Genomic DNA, 15,645 nt, shown 5'->3' on the forward strand with positions numbered 1-15,645 from the left:
TTCGAACGCGTCCGATCGAGCCCGTCCGTGGAGCGCCTCGCCCAGCGGACGTGCCGGTCACACGTAGCCGGGGAGGTGTCCGTTCGCGCGGACGGTGAGTCCGTCGTCGGCATGGAGGTTGGTACTGCTTGTGGCGCATCACGAACGTGGCGATGCCGACCGTGTTCAAACACGGCTGGCCGGTATGGGGTCACAAGGAGTCAAGGAAGCTGCTGACCACAGCGGCGAAGCCGACCGGGTCCGTTTCGTGGACGGCGTGGCCGGTCGGCCGCTCGATGAGCTGTGTGTGGGGGCGTCGTGCCGCCATGGCTTTGGCGTGCGGGATGCTGAGAGCCGAGCTGCGGCTGCCGCGGACAAGCAGGGCAGGGCAATCGCTGGCGAGCCAGTCGGTCCAGTAGCTGCCGTTGAGCTGCTGCTGTGAGGTGATCATGTCCTGCGGACTGAAGGTCAGTCCCCACCCGTCGGGGTATTCGCAGATGGAGTCGGTGAGGTAGTTCGCTGACGCCCCGAGCCCCTCCAGAAGCCCGGCTCGTGCTCCAGCAGCCTGGCGTGCTTGGCCTTGAGCTGTTCGAGTTCGCTGAGGCGTTTGGCGAAGGCTCGCGGCGTGGCCGCCGCAGTCCTCACTCGTGCCTCGAAGAGATCTTTGAGGTCGAGGTGCTGGTGGGTGAGGTGCCAGCGTTTGACACCGGCCTCGACCGCCAGCTGGGAGACCCTGAGGCGCCCGCTGGACCGCAGGGGGCGCCGGCGAGAGGGCGATCCATCGCCGCGATGATCGCCTGGCGGATGGGGTCAACGGCGGCCGGGGTTGCTGTCACTGCTTCAGATCCTGTTCGTGCTAGCTGACGATGTGGTCCAGTCGTTGTAGTTCGTGCAGGTCGCGAGCATGACGAATGGGTGGTGCGAGCGGATCAGCGGTGATGTCGGCGAGTTCATCGCGGCGGGTCCGGATCCACTGAACGTCGCGATCGGTGCGGGCGAGTTGCGGCATCGCGGCCGGCAGTCGTTGATGTCCGGTGTCATGAGGGGGTCGTCGGTGGTTCCGCGGAGCTGGCATGCGGCCTGGGCGGGTCGAGGACGCAGGTCATGCTGTCGCCGTGGAAGATCTGCAGCAGGAGATTGCCGAGAAGATCGCGGGCCTGGTGTTCGCTGGTCAGGACGTGTCCGGCGAACTGGCGGCTGGCCGCGTTCACGCGCTGGCGGTAGGAGCCGGCGGCGGGGCCGCTGACGTGCTCGCCGTTGCGGAGGGCTTATTCGTCTGCGGCCAGGATCTCGACGCGATAGAGCCAGTCCTCGAAGGCGTATACGTCGGGGAAGCCGGATTCGTAGGTGCCTAATGGCGGAGTCGGGTATTGGAACTCGAACTCTCGGAATGCCTCTGCCTGAAAGGGGCGTAGGCCCCAGAAGAGGCAGGGACGGATCGGGCCTCACGGCCTACGATGCGGCCCATGACGATCGCGTATGAGTGGCGCCGTGACTTCGGCAGTGCCGCCGTCAACGCGCTCCACGCGGATGCGTTCGGTCACGTTCAGGGGAACACCGATTGGCGGACACGAGTGCACCGTCACAGCCTCGGCTAAGCCTGCGCTCGGAAAGACGACAGGCTCGTCGGGTTTGTCAACGTCGCCTGGGACGGTGGCGTCCATGCCTTCGTTCTCGACACGGTGGTCGCCGCCCAGGACATGCGCAAGACCGGTGTGGGGACCGAACTCGTGGCGACCGCGGCGCGAGGCGCCCGCGCCGCGAACTGCGAATGGCTCCATGTCGACTTTGAAGAGCATCTGCGTCCTTTCTACTTCGACGCGTGCGGCTTCAGGCCGACGGACGCGGGGCTCATCGCCCTGCGCTAGATCACGTTTGCTCCGCAGTCGTCCGGCGGCTGATCTCGGCCGCGTAGGCAGCCCGGTTACCGGCAGAGGCTCGCTGCCATTTGACGGCGACGGTGATGTCGATGCCGAGGTTGCGGGCGAGGACTGCGGCGGGCAGCTCGTTGGAGAGCTGGAACAGAGCGGTTGAGCGGGTCTGTGCGAGGCGGATGCCGAGTTTGCGGAGGCGTTCGCCCATGGCCCAGACGCTGATCGGGCGGCCGGGCTGGCCGCCAGGGAAGAGCCAGGGGGAGTCGGTTCGGGCGAGGACGGCATGGCTGCGGCGAACCGCGACCTGTTGAAGGGCCAGGTCAGCGACAGGCTCGGGCAGGTCGACCGGAACATCGCCGAGGTGGATGCGGACCGCTCCGCCTGTCTCCTCGATGTGGTCGACGGTCGGTCAGGAGATCGCCGCGGGCCACTGGGCGGGCGAGGGAAGGGGATGCGTAGGGAATCTTCCGCTAATTGGGGGTTGACTCATCGGCGAGCTGGTTGTTGCGGTCGATCTCCGGCATGTGCGTCTCGGCCCAGACCCGTAGGGCGGAGAGCGGTCCTTCGAGGGACAGGCCGAGCTCGGTGAGCCGGTAGTGGACGGCGGGCGGCACGGTGGGTTCCACGCGGCGCGCGACCAGACCATCGCGGACCAGGCTTTGCAGGGTGACGGACAGCATCTTCTGTGAGATGCCCGGGATACGGCGCCGCAGTTCCGCGAAACGGAGCTCACCCGGAGCCTCCTCGGCCAGCACCTTGACCGCCATCGCCGTCCACTTGGTGCCGATACGGTCGAGCAAGTGGCGGGTCGGGCAGCGCGGATCCAGCAGGTCCCCGCGCTCACCGGGTCGCTGGTCACGTTCGCCGGGCCTCGACGTGGTCACCTGGGGCTCACCACCTGAAGGGAAAGTGCCGTCTTGGGCAGACCAGGGTAGTTCCCTAGCGTGACCTAGTCACCATCGATTACCACACATCTGGAGCCTCTCCATGCCCGAGCTGCGACGCGTCCTCGCCAACGGTGTCGAACTGAACGTCGCCCTCTCCGGATCGGGCCCGGCTGTCCTGCTGCTGCACGGCTTCCCGCACACCTGGGAGCTGTGGACGGACGTCATGGCCGATCTGTCCGGCCGCTACCGCATCATCGCGCCGGACCTGCGCGGGTTCGGCGGGAGCAGCCGGGCCGCCTCCGGGTACGACGCGGGCACCCTGGCCGAGGACGCCGCGGCGCTTCTCACCACGCTCGGCGTGTCCTCGGCCGCGGTGGTGGGCATCGACGCGGGCACCGCGCCGGCCTTCCTCCTCGCCCTGCGCCGCCCTGGTCTCGTCCGGCGCCTGGTCGTCATGGAGTCCCTTCTGGGCAGGCTGCCTGGCGCCGAGGACTTCCTCGCCGACGGGCCGCCGTGGTGGTTCGGCTTCCACTCCGCCGCGCCCGGCCTTGCCGAGACCGTGTTGGAGGGCCACGAGGCCGCCTACATCGACTGGTTTTTGAGCGCCGGCACGCTCGGCGACGGTGTGCGCCCCGCCCTCCGGGACGCGTTCGTCCGCGCATACACCGGCCGCCAGGCGTTGAGCTGCGCTTTCTCGTACTACCGGGCCCTGCCCGAGAGCGCAGTACAGATCGAGCAGGCGGTCGCCACTGCCCGCCTGACGGTGCCAACGATGGCGCTGGGCGCCCGGCCCCTCGGCCCTGCGCTGGAACGCCAACTCCGCCCGGTCACCGACGATCTCACCGGACACGTCATCGAAGACTGCGGCCACATCATCCCGCTGCACCGGCCGCATGCCCTGCTCACGCTGCTGCATCCGTTCCTGGCCGGTGAGGACACGAAAGCAGCGTGGCCGGGACGGGGCTGACATGCCATAACTGCCTGTTCTCTATCCCCTCGCGGGTCGGCTGGGTTCGAACAGCGTCCTGGTTCAGGTGAGTCGGCCGGTGCGGGTACATGAAGGCAGGGCCTCGTGGCAGCTCGCGGATGTCGAGTCCAGCGAGAATCAAGAGGCCTCGTTGTCGAAGTGTCGCGTGGTCGTGGTCGCCGAGTCCAGTTCGTCCACTCATGGGTGTGACTGCCTCGCCCATAGGAAGCGCCGGCGGGCTCACCACGGCCGGCGCCGCACTCTACTCCCAACACCTCCGGCATCCCCGATCAACAACGGCAACGGCGCCATCTGGCAACTGCGGGGCAGCAGCAACGGCGTGAGCACCAGCAACGCAAGCCTCGTCGGGCCCGAGGAGTACGGTGTCTCCTCCGGCTCCGGCATCGGCATCGGCATCGGCATCGGCATCGGCATCGGCATCGGCATCGGCATCGGCGAAACCCTCCTCGGCTGAAGCCGCTCACAGCCGCCGCGCGGGCGGCAAATGGGTGGGCGTTCCCGGATCCGCTCAGAGATCGGTCAGCTCCTTAGGAGGCTCGTTCCGCGGCGGTTCGGCACCACGCCCGGCCTCTGCGGCGCACCAGCAGCGTCCCGGTGATCCCGACGGCAAGCCCGTCGGCCGCCCACCACACCCCCTCGACCGCACTGCCCTCACGCGCGGCGGGCGGCGCTCCGCCGAGTCCCAGGAAACCATCGCCCGCCAGTCGGTCGTACTCCCGGCGCGGGACGCGGTGCCAGCGGATGTCGTCGTCCGGCAGGTCCGGCGCAGGGTCGGTGCGCACCCACGGGGTGCCGTCCTCAGCAACGAACAGCTGGTCCTGGCGCAGCATCGACGTGTCCCCGCCGGGCGCCCGCCGGATCTGCGCCAGCCTCCGACTCCGGTCAGGCCCCCCAGCACCGTGAACCGCACCGGCGGATAGCGGCCCTCGGCCCACTTACGCGGCACCCGCTCCGTACCGGTGTACGCCGGGTCGAGCAGACCGCGCAGCTGCTGGTAGGCGGCCTGCCCGGCATGCCACGCCTCGGTACGCCCGGCCCCGGCCGTCACGACCACAGCGATGTCGGCCCCACCGGCCCGGAACCGACCCGTGTCCCCTCCCGCGCCTGCGAATGGTCCCCAGGTACCGCCAGTGCCGCAGGCGCTGTGCCGAGCAGGACCACGCACAGGCCTGTCGCCACCATCACTTGGCGATCCCCCGAACCGGCGCTTGCACTTACGGCCCGCCCCGGACCCCGCCCCCCGGTGATACACCACGAAGAACTAACCGGCCTCGCCGAAGACCTGGCTGGCACAGGCGGAGCAGAGGCACTGCGGTCCCAGGGGCCGTCCGGGCACAAGCGGACTTCCGGGAGACGCGTAATCGCCGCGCGACCCGCGGCGGTGCCGCCTCTCGAGCTTGTTGCTTCGCGATCAGACCGACCCCCTCGGAATACCGCATGACACCGGGATACACCCACCAACGAGATCACCGTGACCCTGATCCGAAAACCTCCGTAGCCGGCGGAACCGCATGTGGACGTCGTCCGGGCCGGCTGATCGAGTGGCGCGGCGGTGGGCCTGCCGTCTGTGCTACACGTCGTCGGCAGTCTCTCGGTAGATGCCCTCGTCACCCGCGTCGCGGGACCACTCGCGGAAATCCGTGTTGCCCAGATCCATGTTGACCACGAAGTCTTCCAGGTACTCCCGTGGGATCCGGAAGGACGGGGAAGGTTCACCGGGTGGGTTGTCCACCGCGAGCAGGGGCAGGTCGGGTGAGGCGAGGGCGCGGTGGTCGGCGACGAGAAGGACGCTGTGGTGTGGCCAGTCGTCCTCGTTACGGTCGACCAAGGTGCGTAGCTGGTCTTCGGTGAGGCCGTCGTAAGCGGAGTTGTCGATGGGTGTGACGTCGATGCAGCCGCCTTCCTCGAAACCGTTGTCGACGAAGTCCACGAGGTCGTTCCAGGCCTGAGGAGCGGTGAAGCAGGTGCGCACCAGGACGATCCCGCCGCCCTCGCAGTGGATCTTGGGAGCGTCGACAGCCGGCTGATAGGGCGAGGTGCTGGGGCCGGTGTAGTCGGCTGCAGGGAGGGCGGAGTGGCTGCTGCTCTTGTGGATCTGCTCGGCGGCCGCGGGAGCCTTCCAGACCTGGACCAGGTATGTCTCGTGCGGAGGGCTGGTCCGGGAGGGGCGGGGCCGGCGGGCGAGGCGGGCATTCTTGGTGCCGGCTCGGCCGCGGGCGTGGGCGCGGATCCGGTAGGTGCCGGGTCCGTCGAATGCGAGGTTGGTGGTGAAGGCTGTGTCGTAGCTGGCGACGAAGGACCGGCCGCGCTTGAGGTCGGCGGAGATGTCGAGGACGTCGTCCCAGTCGTCGGTGTTCAGCGGCGGCTGTTCGGTGTGGATTTCGACGGTGACGCGGGCGTAGCCGCGTTCGAACCCGGTCAGGATGGTGCCGAAGTCCTTGTGGAAGCCAATGAGACTGTTGGTGATGCTGGAGTGCTCGGGGAACTCCATGACGCCCTCGAGGATGGGATCGATGAGGAGGTCATGGTCTTCGATGAAGAGATCCTTGGTCTCGGTGGTCACGCCGTCTTCAACTCCTTCTCTGCTCGGCCCGGCGCGCTGGCTGCGAGCCGCACGAGTCCCTTCGCGAACGGCGCCCCGACGGCCGGGAGATGCAGCGACGGCAGTTCCTGCCCGACCAGCCCGAGCCCAGCCTCCACCGCCGCCGCCTCCCGCTCGACGCCCGCCGCCGGCTCCTGTCTCTCTGCCTCTTCCGACTCCCGCATGCCTGTTCCCCCTTGGGTGCGACCCCCGATTCTGAGTACTGAGAGTAACCGGCCTCCGGATGCCGACCATCTCCCCCCACCGCCGTCTCGCAGCGCGGAGGGCCTCGATCCGGCCGACGCACCGGGCCGGCGTGCGCCCGGCGGCGGGGCCCGTCGTCAGAGGTTCCGATCGTCTGGGTCCCAGTAGCCGTCGTGACGGACGCAGCCGCCGCCGGCGACGATCAGTCCCTCGCCGGTGCGTCGGCCGGGGCTCAGGGACAGCGTGACGCCGTGGTCGTCGGTGGTATGGATTACGTGCAGGCTGGTCGCTTCGCCAGTGACCGGGTCACGCTCCGGTTCCGTCGTCACCTTCCATCCCCGCGCGGACCACCGCCTGCGAAGTTCGGTCACCGCCGCACGATATACGGCGTCGCCATCCTTGAAATCCGGGGCCCAGGAGATGGACGGCTGGTCCCGGTTGACGTCATCGCCGTCCATACCGAGGCCGTCGACGCAGGACGCGCTGGAGCTGGACGTTTCCAGGATCACGGAGTCCGGGTCCGAGCTCAGGAAGCGAACGGTGTCCCGCCTGCGGTTCCTGTACGTGCTGGAGAAACTGCCCCAGGTAGACGGCTCCGTCGCCCTACTCAGATGCGTACTCAGAACTCAGAGAGTGGGCCGTAGGAACATCGGAGCCTCAACCGGCCTGTGCCCGCTCGCTGTCGCGGCGGGCGTTGTCCAGGACCTTCCGCCAGGAGGCGACTTTCGGGCTGCGGCGCAGCAGGGCTCGGCGTTCGGTGTCCCCTCCCCCGTCGCGACCGGCGACGGCATTCACCCTATTGCCCTGGTCAGGGCCGGTACAGACCCGCTCAGTGCCCGCCTCCACACCACTGTGGTTGCGAACGGCCGCCAAGGAGACGAGAACGGGACGTCGTTCGGCCAGGCGGGACACCGCGCCGAGCGGCAACGGCCGCTGTGCCACCGTGTGACACGTGGGGGGGGGACCAGCCGCAGTGCCAGCGGTCTGGGGTTACTGGATGCTGGACAGCGCCTCGCGGGCCGCGGCGGTGAACTTCTCCAGCCGACGGTGGAACTCGGCCTCCGCCACCTCGTACGCGGCCTGAGCGCCCTCGCCCGCTTGTTCCAGGGGGTGGAGCGCCCGGTTGGCGGTGATCACCGACTGGCTGAGCGCCTCGGCAGCCTCGGCCACACGCGCCGGTCCCTCGAGGACGACGAGGCGGATACATCGCATCAGCGGGTCGAAGGCCACCCGCAACTCACCCCGGAGCGCGGCGATGTGCCGCACCAGCTGCTCGTCGGACCTCGTCAGCGCACCCTTCACCTGGAAATAGAGTTCCGCTGTCTCATGTGCGCGCTCGATCACGTCGGCGTACGCCGCGCGGCGCGACTGCCGTATGTGGTCGCCTTGCTGGGCTCTGGAAGTGGCTTCGACCTGGATGCGGACAGCGCTCGCCGTGCCCCGGCTTGTCACCCAGCTCGCGAGAACCGCAGTGCCGCCGGTGAAGACGGCCACCCAGAGCGCAGAGTCCACCAGTGCAGTGTCGAGGCCGCGGCGGACCTGCTCCAGAGCGCAGACCAGCCATACGCACAGGCCCTCGGCCTGGTCCACGCACGGGTGGTGGTTGGCCCTCCCCATGTGTGCGGGAGAAGGGCATCCGCCGGGACGGACGCCCTCTCGAAGCCGCAGCTCGATCAACCCGGGCGAACCTGCAGTCAGGGCATCAGGTGGGCGCTGGAAGGCGTGCAGGGGCGGTGTTGCTCACCTGCTGAAAAATGACCGAGGTGCGGAAGCCGGTGATTTCACCGCGCTTGCTGAGACGGTCCGTGAGAAAGGCGTGCAGCTGGTCGAGATCCTGCACCGCGACGTGAAGGAGGAAGTCGTCGCCTCCGGAGAGCACGAACACGTGGAGGACTTCCGGCAGGCTGCTGGCGAAGCCCTTGAAGGCGTCGATGACAACGCGGCTGAGGGGACGTACCTGAACTGACACCAGTGCCTGCACGCTTCGGTTGAGGGCCCCAGGGTCGATGTCGGCGTGGTAGCCGCGGATGACGCCCCGGCGGTGGAGCGCCCGAACCCGCTCCAGGCAGGTAGAGGGGGCGATGCCGAGCTTCCGGGCGAGTTCGCGGTTGGACTGCCGTGCATCTGTCTGGAGAAGCCGGACAATCTCCGAATCAAGTTCGTCCATGACCGGCAACCGTATCCCATCTTCACTCAAACGTTCGGACGCGGCCCAGTTCGATGAACCAGACGTGCAGCATGGCGTCATCGAACCGAACAGATGAAGGGATGGCAGGCTCATGCTTGATCACGAGAAGGTCGCGATCCACACCGGTCGTCGCTCGCGGCTACCAGTGATCGTGGCTGTCCACTCCACGGCACTCGGTCCGGCAGCCGGCGGCCTCCGGCTCTGGCACTACCCCGACTGGCGGGACGGCCTCACCGATGCCCTTCGTCTGTCGGCCGCGATGACCTCGAAGTTCGCCGTGGCCGGGCTGCCCAGTGGTGGCGGGAAAGCCGTCGTGGCGCTGCCGGAGGGACTGGAGCTCGATGCCGAGCGGCGCCGCGACGTGCTGCATGACGTGGCAGACGCCATCGCCTCGTTCGGCGGGGCGTATGCCACCGGACCGGACGTCGGGACCGGCCCCGACGACATGGCGGTGATCGGGGAAATCACCTCGCATGTGTTCTGCCGGCCAGCGCATCTGGGCGGCAGCGGCGACTCGTCCCCGCACACCGCGCAGGGGACGCTCGCCGCACTCCGGGCGGTCAGCCGACGGCTGTACGGCACTGCGAGTCTGGCCGGCCGAAGTCTCGCCGTGGTCGGCCTGGGCCGCGTCGGCGCCGGCCTCGCCCGCCTCCTCGCCGCAGAGGGCGCCGCCCTGACGGTCACCGACGTCGACCCGGACAAGCGCAGCACCGCCGACGAGCTCGACGCTGTCTGGCGCTCGCCCGACGAGATCCTCGCCGCGAACGTGGACATCCTGGTCCCTGCGGCCCTCGGATCCGTCCTTACCAGGCAGATCGTGGCGGAGCTACGCTGCCGCGCCGTCGTTGGACCGGCGAACAACCAGCTCGCCACACTCGATGTCGCAGACCTGCTGCACCACCGCGACATCATCTGGGTGCCGGACCACGTCGCGAGCTCGGGAGGAGTCATCAACGCCATCAGCACTGAGCTCCACCACGTCAGTGCCGACGAGGCCCACGCACGCGTCCGCGCCATCGAGGACACCGTCGACGACCTGCTGGACACCGCGCAACGCTGCGGCCAGACCCCGGCGCAGGCGGCCAGCGAGTTGGCCATGCGCCGCCTGCGCGCCGTCTCGGCCCCGGTCGGCACACCAGCGCCGAGCTCGCGCTGACCGTGGTGACGACCTCGCGGAGGGCCGCAATCTTCGGCGGGGTGCCTTCTTGGCCGGCGAACAGCAGGTGCACGGCACCGACCAGACGCGATGGGAGACGGCTTCACGATGCGGTACGCGACCATGGCGGTCACGGCCGCGCACCAGCGCGAACTGAAGGGCGGACATGAGCGACCCCACCAGAAGAGGCGAACTGTTCGGCGGCGCCAACGGCGCCGGCCGGTTCACCGGCCCGACCACCGGCGACGAACGACGCATGCTCGTCGATGTTCTACACGCCCAGCGCGCCACACTGCAGCTGAAGTGCTCCGGCCTGGGCCCGGAGTTGTCCCTGCGGTCCGTGGAGCCGTCCACACTCTCGCTGCTCGGCCTGGTCCGACACCTCACCGATGTGGAACGCCGGTGGTTCCGGCAGGTCCTGGCCGGGCAGGACGCGCCAGCCCTCTTCTCCTCAACAGCCGAGCCCGACGGGGACTTCGACGGCGCCACGGACGACCACGGAGCCGTCGCAGCGGCGTGGGTGGCTTGGCGGACCGAGGTGGCCTTCGCCGAGCAGTTCGTCACCGAGGCACCCGACCTCGACATCAAGGGTGACGATTCCTGGCGCGGAACAGTGTCGCTGCGCTGGGTCGTCATCCACATGATCGAGGAATACGCCCGCCACAACGGCCACGCCGACCTGCTCCGCGAGCGCATCGACGGACCGATCGGCATGTGAAGCCGAGACAGCCTGGACGCTGACGCCGGGTGCCGTCGGCCGTGGCGCCCCGGCCGTCGGCGCAGATCTGCCGCCGGTCCTGCCGGAACCTGATCACCTGCCCCGAGACCCTCACACTCGCCGGGGCCCTTGACCGCCTGCCCCGCATCCCCTGACACGCGCGCAGCAGACCGCCTTCCTCCACCACCTGGCCGTCCGTCACCAGTTACCCCGCCTCACACCCGCCGACCACGCTCGTGGCCACCCGGCCCACCGTGACGGTGACCGTCGCCGCGGTCGTGGTCGTGACCGTCGCCGCGGTCGTGGTCGTGACCGTCGCCGCCGTCATGGTCGTGACCGTCGCCGCCGTCGTGGTCGTGGTCGCCGCCCGGGCCGCCCGGCCTCGGCGGGAGTTCGACGGTGTCGCAGTAGATCACCGGCCCCGGCGTCGTGAGCGACATGGGGACGTCGGGGCGGATGCCCTCGGTTTCGAGGACCAGCACCCGCAGCGGCCCATGCCGTCCGGGTGGTAGCGGGATCTGGCCCGTGTAGAAGGGCGTGTGGGAGGACTCCGCGTCCACCGAGGTGAGTTGGACGGTGGTGTCGTCGAGGGTCACCCAGCCAAGGTCGTCGTCGTCGACCAGACGGTTGCGGCGTTGCAGCGTGGCGGTGATGCGTGGCGGCAGGGAGCCGGTGGGGTCCCAGGAAGGCCCGCTGACGCTGACGGTCAACGGGTCGCCGAGCGTGACCCGCAACTCGCGGTCGGGCAGGGTGCGCACCAGGTCGGCGAGGACGGTCTTGGAGATCTCGGCGCCGGGAACTGATTCCGGCTGGTAGCGGACGAGGGCGAGCCGCACGAAGGGAAGACACGCGTCCCCGGTGTCCAGATCAAGGTCGCAGAACCAGCGGCCGGCCTTGTCCGGGTCATCGCCGGGCTTCGGAACGGCCTTCTCGAATTGTGGGGCGAAGCCGACGACCTGTACGGGGAGGTCGATCGAGGGGGGATCGAGAGGGAGCGGCTTCGGGGTCCGCTGCACCGCGTTGGTGAACATCTCAGGGGTCGGGGACACGACCGGTGCGGAACGGTGGATGGGGTCGCGACCCATCAGGGTGACCCAGGCATCCCGTACGGACGTGGGGTCGCCTCCCGGCGGTTCGCCGAGAACCACGCCGAGCAGTTCGCCGTCTCCGGAGGAGTACCAGGGGCGGTCCAGGTAGACCCGGATCCCGCGACCGTGCCGACGGTGGACGATGACGCCGGGCGGTCCTTGGACCTCCTCCAGGGTGAGGGTGGGCACGCAGTACTGCAGTCGCGGCGCCGTGGGGCGTGCACTGCTCGGTACGGAGTGTTCCTGCGGCCGCCCCGCCACCGTCAGCACGTTCTTGCCCGGCGCGGCGAACTCCGCCGGGAAGTAGTCGGCGAACTTGCTGCCGGCCACCGGGTGGTAGCGCACCGCCCGGTGTTTGGTGTCGCCGAACTCGTGCTTACCGGGGTTGGGCGGGCCGGGGTGCTTGGCCGGGTCCGCCACCGCATCCGCGGCATCAGCCTTCGCCTTCTTCTCCGCCGCCTCGGTATTGAAGGTCAGGACGCCGGCCCGGAGGAGGGCGGGTTCGGCGCCCGGGGCGCCCGTCTGGCTCGCCGCCCACGCCGTCAACAGGTCGAAGACCGGGGCGGTCATCTCGCGGGTGTCGCGGCCCTCGCGGCCGGCGTCCCGCACCTCGGTCCACTCGGCTATCAGGTCGACCCGGTCCGTACTGGCCTCGTCCAGTGCGATGGCCCCGGAGAGGTGTTCCGCGGTCGCTCCGAGGGGACGCAGGGTCGTCGGCGGCGCCGGCTGCACGAGGCTCAACACCGGTGTCCTGAAGGGCCGTTGGACCGCGTGGACCAGTGTCAGTTCCTGCCAGGGGGTGAACATCCAGTGCCGACTGGCGGCGGCCAGTGCCAGCACGTCGTCGGTGCGCCGCGCTGCCGCCGTCCTCCTCGCCGCACCTTCCCCCTCACCCTCCCTCGCGAGCCCCGGCGCCGATTCCTGCCGCTCCCGGCACCAGCCTGCCACGCCCATGATGTGCTCGTCGAAGTCGATCCTGGAACACACCCGGACGGTCGCCACGGCGCCCTTCGGCAGCGAGACGGTCAGCACCCGGGACGCCTCGTCGAAGCGCGGCGGCGCGGTGCCCTCGGCCAGTCGCAGCCGGAGGGAGCGCGGGCGGTGCCAGACGTCGCCGTCCCAGGGGACCGGGAAGGGCTTCCCCTCGGGCATGCCCGGCAGGTCCAGGAAGACGGCGCCCGTGGACAACGGATCGGGGAGGTAGGGGAGTTCGACCTGTTGGCCCGTGTGCAGCACGGTGTTCGCCGGATTCTCGGGGTCCGCCGCCGGCGACTTGATCGTCCTAACTTCGACGTCCGGCTGGGACGGGTCGCTCAGCGAGCCGCTCTCCCGAACGGCCAGGTCGTAGACCGCTTTCTGTACGTTCGCGTCCGTGGACCCGATGGCGTCGTCCAGCAGCCCGTGCCACTCGATGCAGCGCAGCGACGCCTTCGGTGCCACCACATGGCGTTCGTCGGTTCCCCGGTAGGGGTCGTGGGCCCCCGACGTGACCGGCAACGACCGGTTGAAGTCCGCGGCGTACTGCTCCGCCGTCATACCGGCTCCGGTGCCGGCCGTAGTACCGGTTCCCGTGCCGGTGCTGGTGCCGTCGCTGCCGCAGTCGACGACGACGAAGCCGCTCTTGCGGCCGAGTGCGATGAGAGTCGTACAGCCGGGTTTGCCGTCGGCGTCGCTGCCCCTGAAGCCCTGGGCGCGTTGCTCGGCGGCATAGGCGGCCCTGGTCTGGTCGCCGAAGAATCCGGTCGGGCCGACCGGGAGGGGATGTCCCTGGTCGATGAGGGCCTGCTGGACGATGCGTACCTCGTCATTGGTCATGCCGGGCTGGACATTGGCCCGGTGGACGGTGACCACCGGCGTCGTCCCCGAAGTGGCCGGCGGCGGGTCGGAACCCGGGCTGCTGCGGATTACCAGCCGGAAGTCCGAGGCGCCTTCCCCGAACCGGAACCTGGCCACCACGGTGGGCGCCAGAACGGGCTCGAACCTCTGGAAGGTCAGCAGCCCCGCGTCGTCGGGCAGCAGCAGGGCCTTCCGCTCCTCCAGCCTCTCGGCGGCCGCCCCGTCCCCGTCCGTACCGTTGTCTGCCAGGTCGACCAGAGCGTCGGCCTCGGACTTGTCGAGTCCGTTGCCCGCCAGGTCGACGGTGCGCATGCGTACCCGGTACTCGTTGCCGAACCGCAGCCTGGGCAGCGTGCCGGGTCGCACATTCGGCGTGATTTCCAACGGCAGTTTCGTCTGCGCCTCGTTGTCGAGTGGCACCGGCTCGTTGGGGTGGCGGTCCTCGTCGAGCGAGCCCGCATCGGTGTCCAGCACCAGGCCCGGCCGGGGCGCGGACAGTGACCAGCCGTCCCAGGTGACCAGTTGCTCGGGCACATAGAGGTGGTCGGGGTGCATCGCCTCAGGGGGTGGTCTTAGCAGGTGGGCCTGGAAGAAGCCCTCGTCGGAGGCCGTGAGCAGGAGCGGGCCGCCGCGCGGCTTCCGGTATTCCACCTCGCGCTCGTGCAGCGAGAACCACTGCCCCCGGGTCTTGTCCCAGATGTCCAGCCGGTGGCCGCGCACCAGGTTCTCGGCGAAGAGCTCGGGGGCGGGCACTTGGTCGGCCGAGGTGAGGGGGACAGCCCCCGGATTCTGCGGGTCGGGTGTCGCACCTTGCGCCTTCTGCTGCTCGACCGCCCGGGTGAACGCCGCGTCGTGCTCGGCTGCCCGGGCGAACTCCTGCCGGAGGCTTTCCATGCGCTCGTCCCTGACCAGCGCGATCCCATGGGTCCGCACCGTGGCGAGCCCGGTGGCGCCCTCGGCGGGCCCGATCATTTTGCCTGCGGCGGCGTCGATGTCGGCCGGTTCGAGAGTGAAGTTCCCCTTGAGTTCCACCAGGCCGCGGGCGGGGGCCGTCAGCGGGCCGTCGGTCGGTACCCCCGCCCGGGGGGCGAAGGCCCGGTGGTCCGGAAGGAAGACATATCGCGTGCGAGGCGACACGTCGTGCGACGCCTCCTCTCCCAGTTCCGACTTCCAGTGGGGGATGACCTTCAGGAACAACTGCCCTGACGAGACGGGGAGCAGGTCGGCCGGAAGGCGGAAGTCCAGAACGAGTCCGAGGTGCCGCAGCAGGGTGGGGTGATCGCCGAGCCAGGTGAGCATCTGGTGGAAGTCGGGGTCGTGCTTCGCGGGTCGCGGTGGCGGCGGCGGTTCTTCGCCGACGAGGTGGGGTGGCTGCGGCGGCATGGCGATCGTGTGGAAGCTGTGCAGCCGCTGGAGCTCCGAAGGCATCGGTGGATCCTCGTCCGCGGTGGTGTCGCCGACCGCCGTGGGCACGTCTCTGGGGCCAACGTCGCCGGGACCCGCGGCGCCCCCGGACCCGTCGCTCGGGGAACCGCCATCCGTTGAACCGCCGTCGGTGGAGCTGCCGTTGGTTGCCCCGCCGTCCGTAGGGCCGTCGCTCGGTGGCATCACCAGGTCTCTGGTGGGGGGTGGCGCCTCGGGCGAGGTCACGGCCGCTTCGGTGTATTTGTCCTTGGTGAAGGTGCTGACCTCCTTGGTGGAGTAGGTCTGGCAGATCTGGTCCGTATGCCTTTCGAAGGTGTAGGGATCGAGCGGCGTGCCGGCACCGAAGAGGGCCTGCCACAAGTGCACGTCGGGCAGCGGGCCCTGCGGCTTCAGCCCGGTGACGAAGGGCGTCGAGGGAGCGGGCGTGGTGTCGGGTTCCTCGTCCGCCTCGGTGGATGTGGAGGGCTCGACGGTGCCCTCGCCGGCGGCGAAATCAAAAGTGGCGAGTGCGATCTTTTCCGGCCAGCGGAGGAAATCGGGGTAGTGCGGGTCCAGCGTGAGGCGTTTCGTCGGGTCGGGCGGCTCGGGCGGGGCAGGCCCCAGGAGCCGCGGCGCGATGAACACCGACACCTTGACCTGCGTACCGTCGGCCGTCAGACCCGCGGGGAGAACGGTCCAGTTGATCTGCTGTTCGAAGTCCATGGTGGTCTCCACGCGGCTC

At 69.4% G+C, this 15,645-nt stretch carries 16 protein-coding genes and 1 pseudogene; 6 read left to right on the top strand and 11 right to left on the bottom strand.

Annotation, left to right across the window (positions count from 1 at the left end):
• Nucleotides 1-190: 190 nt before the first annotated feature.
• Nucleotides 191-430, bottom strand: a complete 240-nt coding sequence (locus tag FHS34_RS09500; RefSeq protein WP_184963222.1) for an alpha/beta fold hydrolase — start codon at nucleotides 428-430, stop codon at nucleotides 191-193.
• Nucleotides 431-835: 405 nt separating this feature from the next.
• Entirely contained in the window at nucleotides 836-988 is a 153-nt protein-coding gene (locus tag FHS34_RS41950; protein WP_221508761.1) for a hypothetical protein, read from the bottom strand.
• Nucleotides 989-1,094: 106 nt separating this feature from the next.
• Here FHS34_RS41950 and FHS34_RS09505 point away from each other — a divergent pair, with 106 nt between their 5' ends.
• Both FHS34_RS09505 and FHS34_RS09510 read left to right on the top strand, forming a co-directional pair.
• Nucleotides 1,095-1,334, top strand: a complete 240-nt coding sequence (locus tag FHS34_RS09505; protein ID WP_184963225.1) for a hypothetical protein — start codon at nucleotides 1,095-1,097, stop codon at nucleotides 1,332-1,334.
• A 111-nt stretch (nucleotides 1,335-1,445) separates the two neighbouring features.
• Nucleotides 1,446-1,847: pseudogene (locus FHS34_RS09510) on the top strand (GNAT family N-acetyltransferase).
• 1 nt (nucleotide 1,848) lies between these two features.
• Here the strand turns inward: FHS34_RS09510 and FHS34_RS09515 are convergent.
• Nucleotides 1,849-2,061 carry a hypothetical protein gene (locus FHS34_RS09515; RefSeq protein ID WP_184963227.1) on the bottom strand — a complete coding sequence of 71 codons (213 nt, stop codon included), beginning with the start codon at nucleotides 2,059-2,061 and terminating at the stop codon, nucleotides 1,849-1,851.
• A gap of 262 nt (nucleotides 2,062-2,323) precedes the next feature.
• Nucleotides 2,324-2,737, bottom strand: coding sequence for a winged helix-turn-helix transcriptional regulator (locus FHS34_RS09520; protein WP_184963229.1), 414 nt, complete (start codon nucleotides 2,735-2,737; stop codon nucleotides 2,324-2,326).
• Nucleotides 2,738-2,840: 103 nt separating this feature from the next.
• Here FHS34_RS09520 and FHS34_RS09525 point away from each other — a divergent pair, with 103 nt between their 5' ends.
• Nucleotides 2,841-3,707, top strand: a complete 867-nt coding sequence (locus FHS34_RS09525) for an alpha/beta fold hydrolase (protein ID WP_184963232.1) — start codon at nucleotides 2,841-2,843, stop codon at nucleotides 3,705-3,707.
• Nucleotides 3,708-4,047: 340 nt separating this feature from the next.
• Nucleotides 4,048-4,182 (top strand): hypothetical protein, encoded by a 135-nt coding sequence (locus tag FHS34_RS43390; protein ID WP_263978349.1) that lies wholly within the window; start codon nucleotides 4,048-4,050, stop codon nucleotides 4,180-4,182.
• 73 nt (nucleotides 4,183-4,255) lie between these two features.
• On the opposite strand, the gene FHS34_RS43760 is transcribed toward FHS34_RS43390, so the two are convergent.
• From FHS34_RS43760 to FHS34_RS09555, 6 genes are all read right to left on the bottom strand, one after another.
• Entirely contained in the window at nucleotides 4,256-4,558 is a 303-nt protein-coding gene (locus FHS34_RS43760) for a hypothetical protein (protein ID WP_221508762.1), read from the bottom strand.
• Nucleotides 4,559-5,298: 740 nt separating this feature from the next.
• On the bottom strand, nucleotides 5,299-6,291 hold the full coding sequence (locus FHS34_RS09535; RefSeq protein WP_184963234.1) for a DUF6924 domain-containing protein: 993 nt from the start codon (nucleotides 6,289-6,291) through the stop codon (nucleotides 5,299-5,301).
• The gene (locus FHS34_RS09540; protein WP_184963236.1) at nucleotides 6,288-6,494 is read right to left on the bottom strand and encodes a hypothetical protein; all 207 of its coding nucleotides are present in this window, start codon (nucleotides 6,492-6,494) and stop codon (nucleotides 6,288-6,290) included. Before FHS34_RS09540 ends, FHS34_RS09535 begins: the two co-directional genes overlap by 4 nt.
• Nucleotides 6,495-6,650: 156 nt before the next feature.
• Nucleotides 6,651-7,022: a hypothetical protein gene (locus FHS34_RS09545; protein WP_184963238.1), complete on the bottom strand. Its 372-nt coding sequence runs from the start codon at nucleotides 7,020-7,022 to the stop codon at nucleotides 6,651-6,653.
• A 481-nt stretch (nucleotides 7,023-7,503) separates the two neighbouring features.
• Nucleotides 7,504-8,103: a hypothetical protein gene (locus tag FHS34_RS09550; protein WP_184963240.1), complete on the bottom strand. Its 600-nt coding sequence runs from the start codon at nucleotides 8,101-8,103 to the stop codon at nucleotides 7,504-7,506.
• Between the two features lie 112 nt (nucleotides 8,104-8,215).
• Nucleotides 8,216-8,680 carry an Lrp/AsnC family transcriptional regulator gene (locus FHS34_RS09555; protein WP_184964233.1) on the bottom strand — a complete coding sequence of 155 codons (465 nt, stop codon included), beginning with the start codon at nucleotides 8,678-8,680 and terminating at the stop codon, nucleotides 8,216-8,218.
• A 112-nt stretch (nucleotides 8,681-8,792) separates the two neighbouring features.
• Here FHS34_RS09555 and FHS34_RS09560 point away from each other — a divergent pair, with 112 nt between their 5' ends.
• Together FHS34_RS09560 and FHS34_RS09565 are read left to right on the top strand one after the other, a co-directional pair.
• Nucleotides 8,793-9,857, top strand: coding sequence for a Glu/Leu/Phe/Val dehydrogenase dimerization domain-containing protein (locus tag FHS34_RS09560; RefSeq protein WP_184963242.1), 1,065 nt, complete (start codon nucleotides 8,793-8,795; stop codon nucleotides 9,855-9,857).
• 166 nt (nucleotides 9,858-10,023) lie between these two features.
• Nucleotides 10,024-10,575 carry a DinB family protein gene (locus FHS34_RS09565; protein ID WP_184963244.1) on the top strand — a complete coding sequence of 184 codons (552 nt, stop codon included), beginning with the start codon at nucleotides 10,024-10,026 and terminating at the stop codon, nucleotides 10,573-10,575.
• Between the two features lie 215 nt (nucleotides 10,576-10,790).
• Here FHS34_RS09565 and FHS34_RS09570 read toward each other — a convergent pair whose 3' ends face one another.
• Entirely contained in the window at nucleotides 10,791-15,626 is a 4,836-nt protein-coding gene (locus tag FHS34_RS09570; RefSeq protein WP_184963246.1) for a peptidoglycan-binding protein, read from the bottom strand.
• Nucleotides 15,627-15,645 lie beyond the last annotated feature (19 nt).

This window comes from Streptomyces echinatus, from assembly GCF_014203595.1.
GTDB classification, from domain to species: Bacteria; Actinomycetota; Actinomycetes; order Streptomycetales; family Streptomycetaceae; genus Streptomyces; species Streptomyces echinatus.

Coding starts and splice junctions, on each gene's coding strand:
- FHS34_RS09500 (WP_184963222.1), bottom strand. CDS start 430: ATGATCACCTCACAGCAGCAGCTCAACGGCAGCTACTGGACCGACTGG.
- FHS34_RS09570 (WP_184963246.1), bottom strand. CDS start 15,626: ATGGACTTCGAACAGCAGATCAACTGGACCGTTCTCCCCGCGGGTCTG.
- FHS34_RS09525 (WP_184963232.1), top strand. CDS start 2,841: ATGCCCGAGCTGCGACGCGTCCTCGCCAACGGTGTCGAACTGAACGTC.
- FHS34_RS43760 (WP_221508762.1), bottom strand. CDS start 4,558: ATGCTGCGCCAGGACCAGCTGTTCGTTGCTGAGGACGGCACCCCGTGG.
- FHS34_RS09565 (WP_184963244.1), top strand. CDS start 10,024: ATGAGCGACCCCACCAGAAGAGGCGAACTGTTCGGCGGCGCCAACGGC.
- FHS34_RS09540 (WP_184963236.1), bottom strand. CDS start 6,494: ATGCGGGAGTCGGAAGAGGCAGAGAGACAGGAGCCGGCGGCGGGCGTC.
- FHS34_RS09560 (WP_184963242.1), top strand. CDS start 8,793: ATGCTTGATCACGAGAAGGTCGCGATCCACACCGGTCGTCGCTCGCGG.
- FHS34_RS09515 (WP_184963227.1), bottom strand. CDS start 2,061: ATGGGCGAACGCCTCCGCAAACTCGGCATCCGCCTCGCACAGACCCGC.
- FHS34_RS09555 (WP_184964233.1), bottom strand. CDS start 8,680: ATGGACGAACTTGATTCGGAGATTGTCCGGCTTCTCCAGACAGATGCA.
- FHS34_RS41950 (WP_221508761.1), bottom strand. CDS start 988: ATGCCGCAACTCGCCCGCACCGATCGCGACGTTCAGTGGATCCGGACC.